Source organism: Streptomyces cyaneochromogenes (genome assembly GCF_003963535.1).
Taxonomy (GTDB): domain Bacteria; phylum Actinomycetota; class Actinomycetes; order Streptomycetales; family Streptomycetaceae; genus Streptomyces; species Streptomyces shaanxiensis.
In genome coordinates this window covers 5175970-5190925 of sequence record NZ_CP034539.1, presented here as the reverse complement: position 1 = coordinate 5190925, position 14956 = coordinate 5175970, and the positions used below count along the sequence as shown (strand labels likewise).

Sequence of the window (14956 nt, the reverse complement as noted above, 5' to 3'; positions counted from 1 at the left end):
CGTCACATGGGCTTCATCCCCGGGGGCAGACGCCGGTCATCAGGTGCGACCTGAGTGCCCGGCGTCGCCCGTACGATCGTGATCAGCCGGTCCGTCAACTCCAGTGTCCCGACGGCAGGATCGTCGTATCCGAGCACCCGGTGCCCGCGTACGACGCTCACCACCAGGTCGTCCGTCTGCCGCGGGCTCTTGCCCACCTCGGCCTTCACGACCGGCCGTTCGACGATGTCGAGCCCGCTGCCCTGCTGGATCAGGTCCTCCAGGACCATGCCGGCGGCCGGGCTGAGCACGGAGAGGCCGAGCAGCCGGCCGGCCGCGCTGGCGCTGGTGATGACCGCGTCGGCGCCGGACTGCTTCAGCAGCGGCGCGTTCTCCTCCTCACGCACCGCGGCCACGATCTTCGCGCCACGGTTGAGCTGCCGGGCCGTCAGCGTGACCAGGACGGCGGTGTCGTCTCGCTGGGTGGCGATGATGATCTTCCGCGCCTTCTGCACCTCGGCCCGCAACAGGACCTCGCTGCGCGTCGCGTCCCCCGTGACACCGGCGTATCCGTCCGCGACCGCGGCCTCGATCACCTTGGAACTCGGGTCGACCACGATGACCTGGTCCTTGCGCAGGCCCGTCGCGCAGACGGTCTGGATCGCCGACCGCCCCTTCGTGCCGAAGCCGACGACGACGGTGTGATCGCGCAAGGTGGACCTCCAGCGGGTCAGACGCCATTCCTCCCGGGTCCGCTCGGTGAGGACCTCCAGTGTGGTGCCGACCAGGATGATCAGGAACAGCACCCGCATGGGCGTGATGACGAAGATATTGGTGAGCCGGGCGCCGTCACTGACCGGGGTGATGTCGCCGTATCCGGTGGTGGAGAGGCTGACGGTCGCGTAGTAGAAGGCGTCGAGGAGGTCGACGGAACCGTCGGAGTTGTCGTTGTAGCCATCGTGGTCTGCGTAGACGATCAAGGCGGCCGCCACGAGCAGTGACAGGGCGAGCAGGACCCGCTTGGCGACCTGCCGGAACGGATGCTCCACGATCTTCTTCGGGAGTTTGACCCGATAGGTCGCGACCCTCTCGTCCGCGCCACGGGCGATCGCGTCCTGGCCCGGAAGTTTCACGTGAAACACACCTCGATGCCTGCCGACGCCCAGGGCAGATCGAGCAGTTCGGTCTCCTGACCCGCACGGGCACCGCCCGGCGGTACGACGGCCACGGCGTCCGCCGCCGCCATGCCCCGCAGCATGGCCGGGCCGTGGTAGTGCAGCGGCACGGCATGGTCGCCGCGCAGCACGACGGGGATGAGCCGGGTGTCGTACGGATGCCCGTGCGCCGCCTCCCTCAGAGGCAGCGTGTACGACTCCGGCGCCGGGCGGGCGGCGAGGGTGCGCAGCAGGGGTTCGGCGAGCGTGAGCAGGCCGGAGACAGCGGCGAGGGGGTTGCCGGGCAGGCCGACGAGGTGCTGGTCCTCCTTGGTGCGCGCCAGCAGCATGGGGTGGCCGGGCCGCACCTTGACGCCGTCCACCAGGAGTTCGGCGCCGATGCGCCGCAGGGTGGGGTGGACATGGTCGACGGGGCCGGCCGCGGTGCCGCCGGTCGTGACGATGAGGTCGGCGTCGGACTTGGTGAGCGCCTTGTGCAGGGCCTTGGCGTCGTCACCGAGCCGGCGCAGGGCGGTGACCTCGGCGCCGAGTGCGCGCAGCCAGGACGGCAGCATAGGGCCGAGCGCGTCACGGATCAGGCCGTCGTGCGGCAGCCCTTCGGCCAGCAACTCGTCGCCGAGGACGAGGACTTCGACGCGGGGGCGGGGCACGGCGGTCAGGGTGTCGTATCCGGCGGCCGCGGCCAGCCCGAGCACAGCCGGGGTCACCAGGGTGCCGACGGCGAGCAGTTGGTCGCCGCTACGGCACTCCTGGCCGCGTGGACGGATGTCCTGGCCGGGCTCGATCTCCCGGGTGCCGTGCAGGCGGTCCTTGCTGTCCATCCGGCCGTGCTCGCTGCGCAGGACGGCGCTGGTGTCCGGGGGGATACGGGCGCCGGTCGCGATACGGACGGCCTCGCCGTCGGTGAGCGGCTCGGGCTCGGCGTGCCCGGCCAGGACTCCCTCGTCCCGTACGTCCCAGGGGCCGGGGCCCGCGACCGCCCAGCCGTCCATCGCCGAGGTGTCGAAGGAGGGCAGGTCGGTGAGGGCGGTGAGGGGGGCGGCCAGGGTGAGGCCGAGGGCGGCGTCGAGGGGCACGGAGACGGGGGCGCGGCGGCCGGCCCGGGCGGCGGTTCGGGCGGCGCGGGAGGCGATCTCGCGGGCGGTCGGCCAGGGGGTGGCCTTGTGGTGGCGGTCGGCGTTGCCGGAGCCCGGGCCGTGCGAGGTGGGGGCGCGCACGTGATCGTCGGGGGTGGGGTGGCCGTTGTGTTCGTTCACGAGGGCGAGCACCTCCTCGACGTCGAGGTCCTCGGCGTCCTCGTTCGCCCGGATGCCGCGGGCGGTCATCCGGCGTCCGGGCGGGTGTCGGGGGTGGCGTCGGGCGTGGCGGCCGGCTTGGCGGCGGAGGCCGCGTCCGGCTCGGCGGCGGCTTCCTCCGCCCAGCGCAGCGCGAGGGCGACGGCCTTGCGGGATGCCTCGGCGACGGCTTCGGGGCCGCCCTGGCCGCCCTTGGCCTGTGCCGCCGCGTATCCGACGAGGAAGGTGGTCAGCGGGGCCGCGGGCCGTGCCACGCCGTGGGCGGCGTCGCGGGCCAGGTCCAGCAGGACCTTGGTGTCGACGTCCAGGTCGATGCCGAGTTCGTCCTTGACTGCGGAAATCCATTCATCCAACACGTGCCCATGCTCCCTGATGCGTGCCCTGGCGGTGGCGATGTCGTCCCAGGTGTCGCAGTCGAAGGACGCGACGGGGTCCTGGACGCGGGTGAGGTCGAGCGCACCGGTCAGCCGGCGCAGGGGGAGGCCGGTGAGACGGCCGCCGGAGTCGGCGAGTGACGCCAGTTCGCGGCGCAGCGCGGACGCCCGGTACGCGGCGACGAGCGGCTGGTCGCGGCCGTCGGCGTCGGTGAGCAGCGCGCCGTCGGCGCCGCCGGTGCGCAGGGCGGCCAGCAGCCGCCGGACCGTGCCCTGGTCGAGGAACGGCAGGTCGGCGGAGAGGACGACGACCTGCTCCGCCGTGGTGTGCCGCAGCCCGGCGTCGAGGGCGGCGAGGGGGCCGCCGCCGGGCGGGTCCTCACGCGCCCAGATCACGGGCCGCGGGGTGGGCCGGGGGTCGGCGACGACGACGGTGGTCCGGGCCTCGGCGCAGGCCCCGAGCACCCGGTCGAGCAGGGCGCGCCCGCCCACGCGCACGGCGGGTTTGTCCACGCCGCCGAGCCGCCGGGCACCGCCGCCGGCGAGCACGACGGCGTCGTACACGACGTCGTCCCCGGTGTCGGCGGCGCCCTGGGCGCTCGTCGGCTCGTACGCGGTCACCCCCCGAGTATGCGTGCCTTCGCGATCACAGGGAACGCAGGGGAGGGGGCCGGTGGCGCATCCGTCACAGTGTGCGCAGCAGCACCGCCGGCTGTTCCACGCAGTCCGCCACGTAGCGCAGGAAGCCGCCCGCGGTGCCGCCGTCGCAGACCCGGTGGTCGAAGGTGAGCGAGAGCTCCACGATCTGCCGCACCGCCAGCTCGCCCTCGTGCACCCAGGGCTTGGGGATGATGCGGCCGACGCCGAGCATCGCGGCCTCGGGGTGGTTGATGATCGGCGTGGAGCCGTCGACGCCGAACACGCCGTAGTTGTTCAACGTGAAGGTGCCGCCGGTGAGTTCCGCGGGCGTGAGGGTGCCCGTGCGGGCCGCCTCGGTCAGCCGGGCGAACTCCGCGGTCAGCGACTCCGCGTCCCGTGCGTGCGCGTCCCGCACGACCGGGACGACCAGTCCCCGCTCGGTCTGCGCGGCGAACCCGAGGTGCACGTGGTCGAGCTGGACGATCTCCCTGGCCTCCATGTCGACCGTGGAGTTGAGCTCGGGGAACCGGGCCAGGGCGGCCGTGCAGATACGGGCCAGCAGGGCGAGCAGGGAGATCTTCGGCCCGCCGGCGGCGTTCATCGCCGTGCGCGCCCGCATGAGCTCCGTCGCGTCGGCGTCCACCCAGCACGTCGCGTCCGGGATCTCCCGCCGGCTGCGGGAGAGCTTGTCGGCGACGGCACCGCGGATGCCCTTGAGGGGGGTGCGGATGCCGGCGGGCGGGGCGGAGGAGCGGACGGGGGTCTGCGCGGGCGGGACGGGCGCGGAGGCGGCCGGGGTCGTCGGCGTCATGCGCATGTGCGGCTCGGCCGACGGCTGTGCCGTGCGTCCGTGCACCTCGGCGGCCCGCAGCGCGTACTCCACGTCGGCGCGCAGGATCAGCCCGTCCGGCCCGGAGCCGTGCAGCTCCCGCAAGTCCAGGCCGTGCTCGCGGGCGAGGCGGCGGACGAGGGGGGAGATCACGGGCACGGGGCCTTCGCTGCGGGTCTCCTCGTCGGCCGGGGCGGTGTCATGGCTGTGCCCGACGGGGCCGTGCCCCGCCGCGGCGCCCGTGCCGACGGGGCGTGCCACGCCGGTGGCGGCGTGCTCGGCGGCCGGAGCGGCCTCGCGCGGAGCGGCCCCGTTCGCCGCCCCACCCGACGGCCGACCCGTCGACGTCGTCGGCACGGCAGGCCGCACCCGCCTGCGCCGCTCCGGGGGCGCACCGGTGCCGTAGCCCACGAGGACGTTGCCCGAGCCCTCGTCCGAGCTGCCGCCCGGCGCCTCGGCCGGACCGCCGGATGCGGGCGCCCCCACGGCCACCGTCAGCAGCGGCGCGCCGACGGGCAGCTCCGCGCCCTCCTCGCCGAAGCGGGCCGTGACCACGCCGGCGTAGGGACAGGGGATGTCGACCATCGCCTTGGCCGTCTCGACCTCGACGACCGGCTGGTCGACGGCGACGACGTCACCGACCTCCACCAGCCAGCGGACGATCTCCGCCTCGGTGAGCCCCTCCCCGAGGTCGGGGAGCTTGAACTCAAGCACCTGTGCCATCAGCTCTCGGCCTCCCACTGCAGACGCCCCACGGCGTCCAGGATCCGGTCCACGCCGGGCAGGTGGTGACGCTCCAGCATCGGCGGCGGGTAGGGGATGTCGAACCCGGCCACGCGCAGCACCGGTGCCTCCAGGTGGTGGAAGCAGCGCTCCGTGACGCGGGCCGCGATCTCCCCTCCCGGGCCGCCGAACCCGCCCGACTCGTGTACGACGACCGCTCGCCCGGTCCGCCGTACCGAGGCCGCGACCGTCTCGTCGTCGAACGGCACCAGCGAGCGCAGGTCGACGACTTCCAGGTCCCAGCCCTCCTCCCGCGCCGCCTCGGCGGCTTCGAGGCAGACGGGCACGGACGGTCCGTACGTGATGAGCGTGGCGCTCCTCCCCGAGCGCCGCACCACCGCGCGGCCAATCGGTTCAACGGTCTGCGGGTCCTCCGGGTTCCAGGAGTCCTTCGACCAGTACAGCCGCTTGGGCTCCAGGAAGACGACCGGGTCGTCGGAGGCGATGGCGGCGCGCAGCAGCCCGTAGGCGTCGGCGACGGTCGCGGGCGCGACGACATGGAGCCCCGGAGTCGCCATGTAGTACGCCTCGGACGAGTCGCTGTGGTGCTCGACGCCGCCGATGCCGCCGCCGTAGGGGACGCGGACGGTGATCGGGAGCGGCATCTTGCCGCGGGTGCGGTTGCGCATGCGCGCCACGTGCGAGATGAGCTGCTCGAACGCCGGGTAGGCGAACGCGTCGAACTGCATCTCCACGACCGGGCGCAGGCCGTACATGGCCATGCCCACCGCGGTGCCCAGGATGCCCGCCTCGGCCAGCGGGGTGTCCGTGCAGCGGTCCTCGCCGAACTCCTTGGCGAGCCCGTCGGTGACGCGGAAGACACCGCCGAGGGTGCCGACGTCCTCGCCCATGACGTGCACGGTGGGGTCGTCGGCCATGGCGTCGCGCATCGCGCGCGTGAGGGCCTGTGCCATGGTGGCCGGCTTGACGGCGACGGTGGTCATCGGTGCGGGCCTTCCGACTCGGCGTCGAGCTCGGCCTGCAACTGGTCACGCTGTTCGCGCAGTTGCGGGGTGGGCTCGGCGTACACGTGCGTGAACAGGTCCATCGGGTCGAGCGCCGGGTCCTGGTTCATGCGTTCGCGCAGGTCGGCGGCCATGGCCTCGGCGGCGTCCCGGGCGGCCTGCTTGCCGGCCTCGTCGAGGAGGCCGCGCTCGGTCAGCTCGTGCTCCAGGAGCGCGATCGGGTCGTGCCCGCGCCAGGTGTCGACCTCGGAGTCGCCGCGGTAGCGGGTCGCGTCGTCGGCGTTGGTGTGGGCGTCGATGCGGTAGGTGATCGCCTCGATCAGCGTCGGTCCGCCACCCGCGCGCGCGTGCCGTACGGCGTCGCTCAGCACCTCGTGCACGGCGGCCGCGTCGTTGCCGTCGACCAGGCGGCCGGGCATGCCGTAGCCGACGGCCTTGTGGGCCAGCGAGGGGGCCGCGGTCTGCTTGGCGAGCGGCACGGAGATCGCGAAGCCGTTGTTCTGGACCAGGAAGACGACCGGCGCCTGCCACACGGCGGCGAAGTTCAGCGCCTCGTGGAAGTCGCCCTCGCTGGTGCCGCCGTCGCCGACCATGGCGAGCGCGACCACGTCGTCGCCCTTGAGGCGGGCGGCGTGCGCGAGGCCGACGGCGTGCGGGAGCTGGGTGGCGAGCGGCGTGCACAGGGGGGCCACGCGGTGCTCGTGCGGGTCGTAGCCGGTGTGCCAGTCGCCGCGCAGCAGGGTCAGGGCCGCGACGGGGTCCACGCCGCGTGCGACGGCGGCGAGGGTGTCGCGGTAGCTCGGGAAGAGCCAGTCGCGCTCCTCGAGGGCCAGCGCGGCGGCGATCTCACAGGCCTCCTGGCCGGTGCTGGACGGATACACCGCGAGGCGGCCCTGCTTCGTGAGCGCGGTCGCCTGCGCGTTGTACCGACGGCCCCGCACCAGCCCGGCGTACAGCCGGCGCAGCAGGCCGGGATCGGCCTTCGCGGCCGCCTCGGTGCCGAGGACGCGGTAGGGCTCGGCGTCGGGCAGCAGCGGCGCGGGGTCCATACGGGGCTGCCAGGCGGGCGGCGGCGATGGCCGATACGCGCCCCGCTGCTCCATGACCGTCATGACGGCACCTCCTCGTGGGAGCGGCTACGGGAGGCGCGGCTTCGGTGACGCGCCTCACCTACCGATTGTTCGGTCGTCGGCACATTTTGGCTACAGGCCCCCTCAGGCTGTGGACAAACGGTTCTCCACAGCCTCCAATGAACGCAGTACGTCCACGGCGGGAAGGTGGGGGGACATGGCGCCTGAACAAATGGCCGAAAGCCCGGACGGCGGCACCCCCCTGCCGCCGGCGCGTCCGCTCGACGCCATCGATCAGGACATCCTGCAGATGCTCCAGGCGGACGGCCGCGCGTCGATAAGGTCGGTCGCCGAACGGGTCCATGTCTCGCGCGCCAACGCCTACGCCCGTATCAACCGCCTCGTCGAGGACGGCGTCATCCGCGGTTTCGGCGCCCGCGTCAACCACGAACGCGCGGGCCACGGCACATCGGCCTACATCACCCTCAAGATCGTCCAGAACACCTGGCGCACGGTGCGCGAACAGCTCCGACAGCTGCCCGGCGCCTCCCACATCGCGCTGGTGGGCGGCGACTTCGACGTCCTGCTCCTGGTGCACACGCCCGACAACCGCGCCCTGCGTGAGCTGGTCCTCACCCGCCTCCAGGCCATCCCCGAGGTGCTCAGCACCCGCACGCTGCTGGTGTTCGAGGAGGAGGACCTGGAGCCGCAGGGCTGAGCGCCGGCCCCGCCGCTCAGGCCGCGGTCATCCACATGGCATCGGAGGGCCGTAGGTCGTTCCGGGTCATGCGGCACAGCCCAGCAGCCGGTACCGACCGGGGACATCGGGCGACATATCTCAACCGCCCACGCGCGCGTGCTCAGGCGCGCGTCGCATCGAGTGGCGCTCAGCCCGCCTGTCGCAGTCCCCCGAAGACCAGCCGCACCACCGTGTCCGCGACCTCGCGCTCGTTCATGCCGCGCCCGTCCGGCCGGTACCACTCCACGATCGAGTTGATCATCCCGAAGACGAGCCGGGTGGCCAGCCGCACCTCCACGTCCGCGCGCACCTCCCCCTCGGCGGCGGCCGCCTTCAGGAGGTCGGCGACCCGGTGGTCGAAGTCGCGGCGCCGTTCCAGCGCCCACCGCTCGGTGTCGGTGTTGCCGCGCACCCGCAGCAGCAGCGTCACGTACGGCAGGTCGGATATGAGCACCTCGACCATGCGCCGTACGACGTACTCCAGACGGTCGGCGGCGTGTCCCACGCGCGCGGGTTCCTCGTCGAGGATCTCGAAGAGCCCGTCGAGCGCCCGGCTGACGGCCCGGCGCAGCAGCTCCTCCTTGCCCGTGACGTGGTGGTAGATCGACGACTTGGAGATGCCGGCCGCCTTGGAGAGGTGCTCCATGGAGGTGCCGTCGTAGCCGCGCTCGTTGAAGACCTGCACGGCGACGGAGAGCAGCGTCTCCGGGGTGTACGTGTCGCGCTTGGCGGTGGTCATGAGGTGTTGCCCTCCCGCTTGTCGGAGGCGTACGCGTGGCGGTACAGCGCGAGGGACGGCGCGTAGCGCCCGGAGGGGTCGCGCAGGTGCAGGTCGTCGAGGAGGGCGTACGCCCAGTTACGGCCGAGCCGGCGGCTCCACTCGAAGGGGCCGAGCGGATAGTTCACACCCAGCCGCATCGCCGTGTCGATGTCCTCCTCGGTCGCCACGCCCTTGGCGACGGCGTCGTGCGCGAGGTCGACGATCCGGGCGACCGTGCGGGCGACGATCATGCCTGGCACGTCACCGATGACGCTGACGTCCTTGCCCAGCGCCTGGAAGAGGCCGATGGCCTCGGTGAGGGTCTGCGACGAGGTGTCCTGGGAGGCGGACAGGGCGACGCGGGTGGCCCGGCGGTAGTCGAGGGCCAGGTCGAAGTACACGACGTCCCGGAACTCCACCGAGGTCTGGCCGTCGGCGAGGGCCAGCTGGCCGCCGCCGGGCAGCACCAGGCGGGTGCCGTGGTCCTCGTCCTCCTCGCGCACCGGAATACCGGCCTCGCGGATCAGCGCGAGCAGCTCGGCGGCGGGGCCCAGGTCGCCCTCGGCGACGACGTAGGCGGGCTGCGGCCGCTTCTCCGCGGTGTGCGGCTCGTCGCGCTCGGCGGCCCCGTTTCCGTCGGAATAGTCGTACCAGCCGTGTCCGCTCTTGCGGCCGAGCCGGCCCGATTCGACCAGGCGGCGCTGGGCGAGCGAGGGCGTGAAGCGCACGTCCTGGAAGAAGGACTGCCACACGGAGTGCGTGACGGACTCGTTGACGTCCTGCCCGATGAGGTCGGTGAGCTCGAACGCGCCCATCCTGAAGCCGCCGCACTCCCGCAGGACGGCGTCGATGGTGGCCGGGTCGGCTCCTTGCGCCTCGTAGACCGCGAAGGCCTCGGCGTAGAAGGGCCGGGCGATGCGGTTGACGATGAATCCGGGGGTGTCGGCGCAGGCGACCGGGGTCTTGCCCCAGGCGCGTGCCGTCTCGTACGCGCGCGTGGCCGACGTGACGTCGGAGGCGAACCCGGAGACGACCTCGACCAGCGGCAGCAGCGGGGCGGGGTTGAAGAAGTGCAGGCCGACGAAGCGGCCGGGGTTCGCGAGGGCGCCACCGATCGCGGTGACGGACAGGGACGAGGTGTTGGTGGCGAGGAGACAGTCCTCGCCGACGATGCCCTCCAGCTCGCGGAAGAGCTCCTGCTTGACGTCGAGGCGCTCCAGAACGGCTTCCACGACCAGGGCGCAGTCCGCGAGGTCGGCGAGCGACTCGGCGGGCAGCAGCCGCGCGCGGGCCGCGTCGCGATCGGCGGCGGTGAGACGGTCCTTCTCGACGAGCCGGTCGAGACGCGCGCCGATCGAGTCGGCCGCGTCCTGGGCGCGCCCGGGAGCGGCGTCGTACAGCCGTACGGGATGGCCCGCGACCAATGCGACCTGGGCGATGCCCTGGCCCATGGTGCCGGTGCCGACGACGGCCACGGGGCTGCTGAGGTCGATTGCTGTCATGTGCGCGATCCTCCCGCACGGGGTTTTCCACAGATGCGGCGGACCCCCTTGTCCCGACCGATCGTTCGGTTACCCTAACTCTAACTGGCTGTCTCTGCCCATGTTTCTGCCCAGGTCATGAGCTCGACGGAGAGCTCTGGAAACTAGGAGTTGGTCTCGCATGGCCGCCGAACTGACCGCCCACGAGCTGATCGCGAAGCACCGGCCCACCCTCGACCAGGCGCTGGAAGCGATCCGCACGCGCGCGTACTGGTCTCCGCACCCCGAGCACCCCAAGGCCTACGGCGAGAACGGCAGCCTGGACGCGGCGGCGGGCAAGACCGCGTTCGACGCCCTCCTCGGCGGCCGCCTGGACCTCGGCCAGCCCGGCACGGACGGCTGGGTGGGCGGCGAGGCCTCCCCGTACGGCATCGAGCTGGGCGTCGAGTATCCGCACGCCGACATCGACGTCCTGCTGCCGGCGATGAAGGCCGGTCAGCGGGCGTGGCGGGACGCCGGCGCGGAGATGCGCGCGGTGGTCTGTCTGGAGATCCTCAAGCGGATCAGCGACCGCACCCACGAGTTCGCGCACGCGGTCATGCACACCTCCGGCCAGGCCTTCATGATGGCGTTCCAGGCGGGCGGCCCGCACGCGCAGGACCGCGGCCTGGAGGCGGTGGCGTACGCGTACGTCGAGCAGGTCCGCACGCCCGACACCGCGGAGTGGACCAAGCCGCAGGGCAAGCGCGACCCGCTGGCCCTGACCAAGCAGTTCACGCCGGTCCCGCGCGGGATCGCCCTGCTCATCGGCTGCAACACCTTCCCGACCTGGAACGGCTACCCCGGCCTGTTCGCCTCCCTGGCCACCGGCAACCCGGTCCTGGTCAAGCCCCACCCGCGCGCGGTGCTCCCGCTCGCGCTCACCGTGCAGGTCGCGCGGCAGGTGCTGGCCGAGGCGGGCTTCGACCCCAACCTGGTCGCGCTGGCCGCCGAGCGCCCCGGCGAGGGCATCGCCAAGACCCTGGCCACCCGCCCCGAGATCCGGATCATCGACTACACCGGCTCGACCGTGTTCGGCGACTGGCTGGAGGCCAACGCCCGCCAGGCGCAGGTCTACACGGAGAAGGCCGGCGTCAACACGGTGATCGTCGACTCCACGGACGACTACAAGGGGATGCTGTCCAACCTGGCCTTCTCGCTGTCCCTGTACAGCGGCCAGATGTGCACCACCCCGCAGAACCTGCTCATCCCCCGCGACGGCATCCGCACCGAGGAGGGCCCCCGGACCTTCGACGAGGTCACCGCCGACCTCGCCCGCGCGGTCGACGGCCTCCTCGGCGACGACGCCCGCGCGAACGCGCTGCTCGGCGCGATCGTCAACCCGGACGTCAAGGCCCGCCTGGAGGCCGCGGCAGGGCTGGGCGAAGTCGCCCTCGCCTCGCGGGAGATCAGCAACCCGGAGTTCCCGGACGCGGTGGTCCGCACGCCGGTGATCGTGAAGCTGGACGGGGCCAAGCCGGATGACGAGGCCGCCTACATGAGCGAGTGCTTCGGGCCGGTGTCGTTCGCCGTCGCGGTCGACTCGGCCGCGGACGCCGTGGAGTTGCTGCGGCGGACCGTGCGGGAGAAGGGCGCGATGACGGTCGGGGCGTACACGACCGACGGCGAGGTCGAGCAGGCGATCCAGGAGGTCTGCCTGGAGGAGGCGGCCCAGTTGTCGCTGAACCTCACGGGTGGGGTGTACGTCAACCAGACGGCCGCGTTCTCCGACTTCCACGGCTCGGGTGGCAACCCGGCGGCCAACTCGGCGCTGTGCGACGGGGCGTTCGTCGCCAACCGGTTCCGGGTCGTCGAGGTGCGCCGGGAGGCCTGAGCCCTGACTCGGCAGGCCTAGGCCCCGAAAGCGGCCCCGCAAGTGCCCCCGCTGAGACTCCAGTGGTACAGCGTCATCGCCACGCTGGTCGCCAGGTTGTAACTGGAGACCTGGGGGTGCATCGGCAGGGACACCAAATGGTCGGAACGCGCGCGTAGTTCCGCGGACAACCCGCTGCGCTCGGAGCCGAAGGCGAGGACGGCGTCGTCCGGGAGCTTGCTGCCCCGGATGTCGTCGCCCTCCGGGTCGAGGGCGAACAGCGGGCCCGGCGGCAACTCGTCCACCGCCAGGCGCTCCACGGCCGTCGCGAAGTGCAGGCCCGCTCCGCCGCGTACGACCGTGGGGTGCCAGGGGTCGAGGGTGCCGGTGGTGACCACGCCGGTCGCGCCGAAGCCGGCGGCCAGACGGATCACGGCGCCCGCGTTGCCGAGGTTGCGCGGGTTGTCGAGGACCACGACCGGGGCGCTGCGGGGGGTGTGCGCCAGCTTCTCGAGGTTGGCCGCGCGGGACGGACGTACCGCCAAGGCGGCCACCGCGGTCGGATGCGGGCGGGCGACGAGCGAGGTGTACGTCGACTCCGGGACCTCCGTCAGAAGCGCGTCCAGCGCGTCCCGTACGTCCGGCGCCAGTTCCTCGGCGAGGGCGAGCGCCGCCTGCCGGTCCACGGCGACCGCCATCGGGACCTCGGCTCCGAAGCGCACGGCGTGCTTGAGGGCGTGGAAGCCGTCGAGCAGGACGGAGGTCCCGGCGAGCCGGTTCCAGGAGGTCACGGTCATGCCGTGAAGCCTACGCGCGCGTGCTCGGGGTTCTCCGGGGTGCGCGGCCCGAGGAGGTCCGCGGGGTCGTCGTCACGCCGGACCAGACGTGACAGGCGGCCACGCGCGCGTGCGGCCCACTCGCCCAGGCGGCGCAGGAACGACGTCGGCAGGAAGACCGCGTCCGCCGCGATCATCGCCAGCGAGAAGAACGGCAGGCCGAGGACCACCGCGATCACGGCGTGCTCGGTGATCATCGCGGCGAGCAGGACGTTCTTGACCCGCCGGTTGAACAGCGTGAACGGGAAGGCGACCTGCACGATGACGGTGCCGTAGGTGATGAGCAGCACCATCGTGCCGCTGGACGACAGCAGGTCGGCGAGGGCGGGCCAGGGCGAGAAGTAGTCCAGGTGCAGCGGGTAGTAGACGGCCGTGCCGTCCTGCCAGCGGGAGCCCTGGATCTTGTACCAGCCGGCGGTCGCGTAGATCAGGCACGCCTCGGCCATGATCACCAGCAGGGCGCCGTTGTGCACGATGTTGCCGACCACGTCCAGCAGGACGCGGGGCTGGGCGGTCCGCGCACGTCGGCGCACCGTCCACCACACACCGAGCGCCAGCCAGACCCCCCACAGGATCACCGGCACGGTCAGGTCGCCGGCCAGGCGACCGGCCGCGGTCACCGCGATCAGCGCGAACCCGAGCACGCTCCACAGGGCCGGACCGACCCGGTCCGGCGCGACCAGCTCTCCACGCGCGCGTGCCTCTCGTGTGCGCCGGGCCCGGCGCTCGTCCAGCGACCAGACCTGGCCGCACCGCGTGAACACGAGATAGACGCACATCAGGTGCAGGACGTTGTCGCCGCCGTCGCCCATGAAGATGGACCGGTTCTGCAGCGAGAGCACGCCGACCATGAACAGCACGGACATCGTGCGGGTCCGCCAGCCGATCAGCAGCAGCACGCTGGTCAGGACGGCGAAGGCGTAGACGGCCTCGAACCAGAACTGGCCGCCGGACCAGATCAGGGCGGTGAAGGCACCGTTCGTCTTGATCAGCTGCTGGGCGAGGTCGAGGCCCCAGGGTCCGTCGGGGCCGTACATCTCCTGGCGGTGGGGGAACTCGCGCAGCAGGAACAGCAGCCAGGTCGCGGTGAAGCCGATGCGGATGACGGCCGTCTGGTAGGGGCCGAGCGCGGACTCGGTGACGCGGGCGATGCCGGAGGAGATCGCGAGGGAGAAGCGGTTCACCGGGCGCCTCCCGCGGTGGCGTCCTGGTCGTCGCCCGGGATCCACCACCAGGGCAGCACGCGGTAGGTCGCCTCGTCCGAGACCTGCTCGTCGCTCCACGTCGGCGGGCGCACATTGGTGGTGCGCGAGCGGACCTGGACGCGTTCGACGACGTCGCCCTCGCCGACCGCGTTCACACGGTCGAGGCGCAGCCGCACTATGTGCCGCAGATATGTCTCGGACAGGGCGCCGCGCAGGCCGACGGGCCGGTTCTGGGCGTCGTGCGTGGCGACGAAGAAGTCCCAGGCCCGGCGCAGCTCGTTCTGCTGGGTGTGGCTGGGCAGCAGATTGCCGTCTATGGCCCGGCCGTCCTGGGCGGACAGGTCGTACCAGCCGGTGGTGCGCACGCCGCCGTCCGCCACGTCGATCTCGGCCCGGACCTGCACCGCGATGTTCTGCTGCAGCGGGTTGGGGGCGAACAGCTTCCAGTTCTGTTCGAACTCCGGGTATATCCAGTCGTCGATCGCCTTGCCGTGCTGCTTGGTGACCGTGTTCGGCGGTGCCACGTGCAGAAAGACCATGCCGATATGGACACAGACGGCGACCGCCACGACCGCGAGGGCGAGCGCCGCGCCGATCTGGTACCGCAGGGAGAGCGCGGCCACGCCGGTTCGGGCCTCGGGGGAGGGCGACGGGACGGGTGGAGCGGGCGAAGCGAGAGAGGCGGGAGGGGCGGGCGAGACCACTGCGGTGGGCGAGGCCACAGCGGCGGGAGAAGGCATTACGACAGGAGCGGGCACGGCTGCAGGCGAGACGTCCTGCGGCTCCTGCTCCGGCCCGTGCCGGGCGCCCGAGCCTGCGTCCTGCGCGTCTGCCATTTCCGTTTCGTTCCCCGATTCCGGTCCGTCGTCCGTCTTCCCTCGGCGCTCGCACGGGAACGGTACTCAGGCCAACCCGCCGGGCACAGCCCCTGTCGGGCGTCGTTGCCCACACCATACGGGGGTGACGGAGGATCC

The 14956-nt window shown here is 72.5% G+C and carries 13 protein-coding genes; 2 read left to right on the top strand and 11 right to left on the bottom strand.

Annotation, left to right across the window (positions count from 1 at the left end):
* Positions 1 to 2: 2 nt before the first annotated feature.
* The 6 genes from EJ357_RS23565 to pdhA all read right to left on the bottom strand — a co-directional run bounded on the left by EJ357_RS23565 (position 3) and on the right by pdhA (position 7151).
* Complete coding sequence (locus EJ357_RS23565) at positions 3 to 1112, bottom strand: potassium channel family protein (protein WP_126393546.1); 1110 nt, start codon at positions 1110 to 1112, stop codon at positions 3 to 5.
* Positions 1109 to 2479, bottom strand: a complete 1371-nt coding sequence (locus tag EJ357_RS23560; RefSeq protein ID WP_126393545.1) for a molybdopterin molybdotransferase MoeA — start codon at positions 2477 to 2479, stop codon at positions 1109 to 1111. The genes EJ357_RS23565 and EJ357_RS23560 overlap by 4 nt, the downstream gene beginning before the upstream one ends.
* Positions 2476 to 3444 (bottom strand): NTP transferase domain-containing protein, encoded by a 969-nt coding sequence (locus EJ357_RS23555; RefSeq protein WP_126393544.1) that lies wholly within the window; start codon positions 3442 to 3444, stop codon positions 2476 to 2478. Before EJ357_RS23555 ends, EJ357_RS23560 begins: the two co-directional genes overlap by 4 nt.
* Positions 3445 to 3508: 64 nt before the next feature.
* The gene (locus tag EJ357_RS23550) at positions 3509 to 5014 is read right to left on the bottom strand and encodes a dihydrolipoamide acetyltransferase family protein (protein ID WP_126393543.1); all 1506 of its coding nucleotides are present in this window, start codon (positions 5012 to 5014) and stop codon (positions 3509 to 3511) included.
* Positions 5014 to 6018, bottom strand: a complete 1005-nt coding sequence (locus EJ357_RS23545) for an alpha-ketoacid dehydrogenase subunit beta (protein ID WP_126393542.1) — start codon at positions 6016 to 6018, stop codon at positions 5014 to 5016. The genes EJ357_RS23550 and EJ357_RS23545 overlap by 1 nt, the downstream gene beginning before the upstream one ends.
* On the bottom strand, positions 6015 to 7151 hold the full coding sequence (pdhA, locus tag EJ357_RS23540; protein WP_126393541.1) for a pyruvate dehydrogenase (acetyl-transferring) E1 component subunit alpha: 1137 nt from the start codon (positions 7149 to 7151) through the stop codon (positions 6015 to 6017). Before pdhA ends, EJ357_RS23545 begins: the two co-directional genes overlap by 4 nt.
* 190 nt (positions 7152 to 7341) lie before the next feature.
* Between pdhA and EJ357_RS23535 the strand changes: the two genes are divergently transcribed.
* Complete coding sequence (locus EJ357_RS23535) at positions 7342 to 7827, top strand: Lrp/AsnC family transcriptional regulator (protein ID WP_126399877.1); 486 nt, start codon at positions 7342 to 7344, stop codon at positions 7825 to 7827.
* A 169-nt stretch (positions 7828 to 7996) separates the two neighbouring features.
* On the opposite strand, the gene EJ357_RS23530 is transcribed toward EJ357_RS23535, so the two are convergent.
* Positions 7997 to 8587 carry a TetR/AcrR family transcriptional regulator gene (locus tag EJ357_RS23530; protein ID WP_126393540.1) on the bottom strand — a complete coding sequence of 197 codons (591 nt, stop codon included), beginning with the start codon at positions 8585 to 8587 and terminating at the stop codon, positions 7997 to 7999.
* Positions 8584 to 10110 (bottom strand): 3-hydroxyacyl-CoA dehydrogenase, encoded by a 1527-nt coding sequence (locus EJ357_RS23525; RefSeq protein WP_126393539.1) that lies wholly within the window; start codon positions 10108 to 10110, stop codon positions 8584 to 8586. Before EJ357_RS23525 ends, EJ357_RS23530 begins: the two co-directional genes overlap by 4 nt.
* A gap of 160 nt (positions 10111 to 10270) precedes the next feature.
* Here EJ357_RS23525 and paaN point away from each other — a divergent pair, with 160 nt between their 5' ends.
* Complete coding sequence (gene paaN / locus EJ357_RS23520) at positions 10271 to 11962, top strand: phenylacetic acid degradation protein PaaN (RefSeq protein WP_126393538.1); 1692 nt, start codon at positions 10271 to 10273, stop codon at positions 11960 to 11962.
* Positions 11963 to 11979: 17 nt separating this feature from the next.
* Here the strand turns inward: paaN and EJ357_RS23515 are convergent, their stop codons facing one another.
* Genes EJ357_RS23515 through EJ357_RS23505 form a run of 3 tightly spaced genes read right to left on the bottom strand, consistent with a single transcriptional unit; the run spans position 11980 to position 14818 of the window.
* Positions 11980 to 12738 carry a TrmH family RNA methyltransferase gene (locus tag EJ357_RS23515; protein WP_126393537.1) on the bottom strand — a complete coding sequence of 253 codons (759 nt, stop codon included), beginning with the start codon at positions 12736 to 12738 and terminating at the stop codon, positions 11980 to 11982.
* Positions 12735 to 13961 carry an HTTM domain-containing protein gene (locus EJ357_RS23510; protein WP_126393536.1) on the bottom strand — a complete coding sequence of 409 codons (1227 nt, stop codon included), beginning with the start codon at positions 13959 to 13961 and terminating at the stop codon, positions 12735 to 12737. The genes EJ357_RS23515 and EJ357_RS23510 overlap by 4 nt, the downstream gene beginning before the upstream one ends.
* A complete protein-coding gene (locus EJ357_RS23505) occupies positions 13958 to 14818 on the bottom strand; it encodes a DUF5819 family protein (RefSeq protein ID WP_126393535.1) in 861 nt (286 codons plus the stop codon). Before EJ357_RS23505 ends, EJ357_RS23510 begins: the two co-directional genes overlap by 4 nt.
* Positions 14819 to 14956 lie beyond the last annotated feature (138 nt).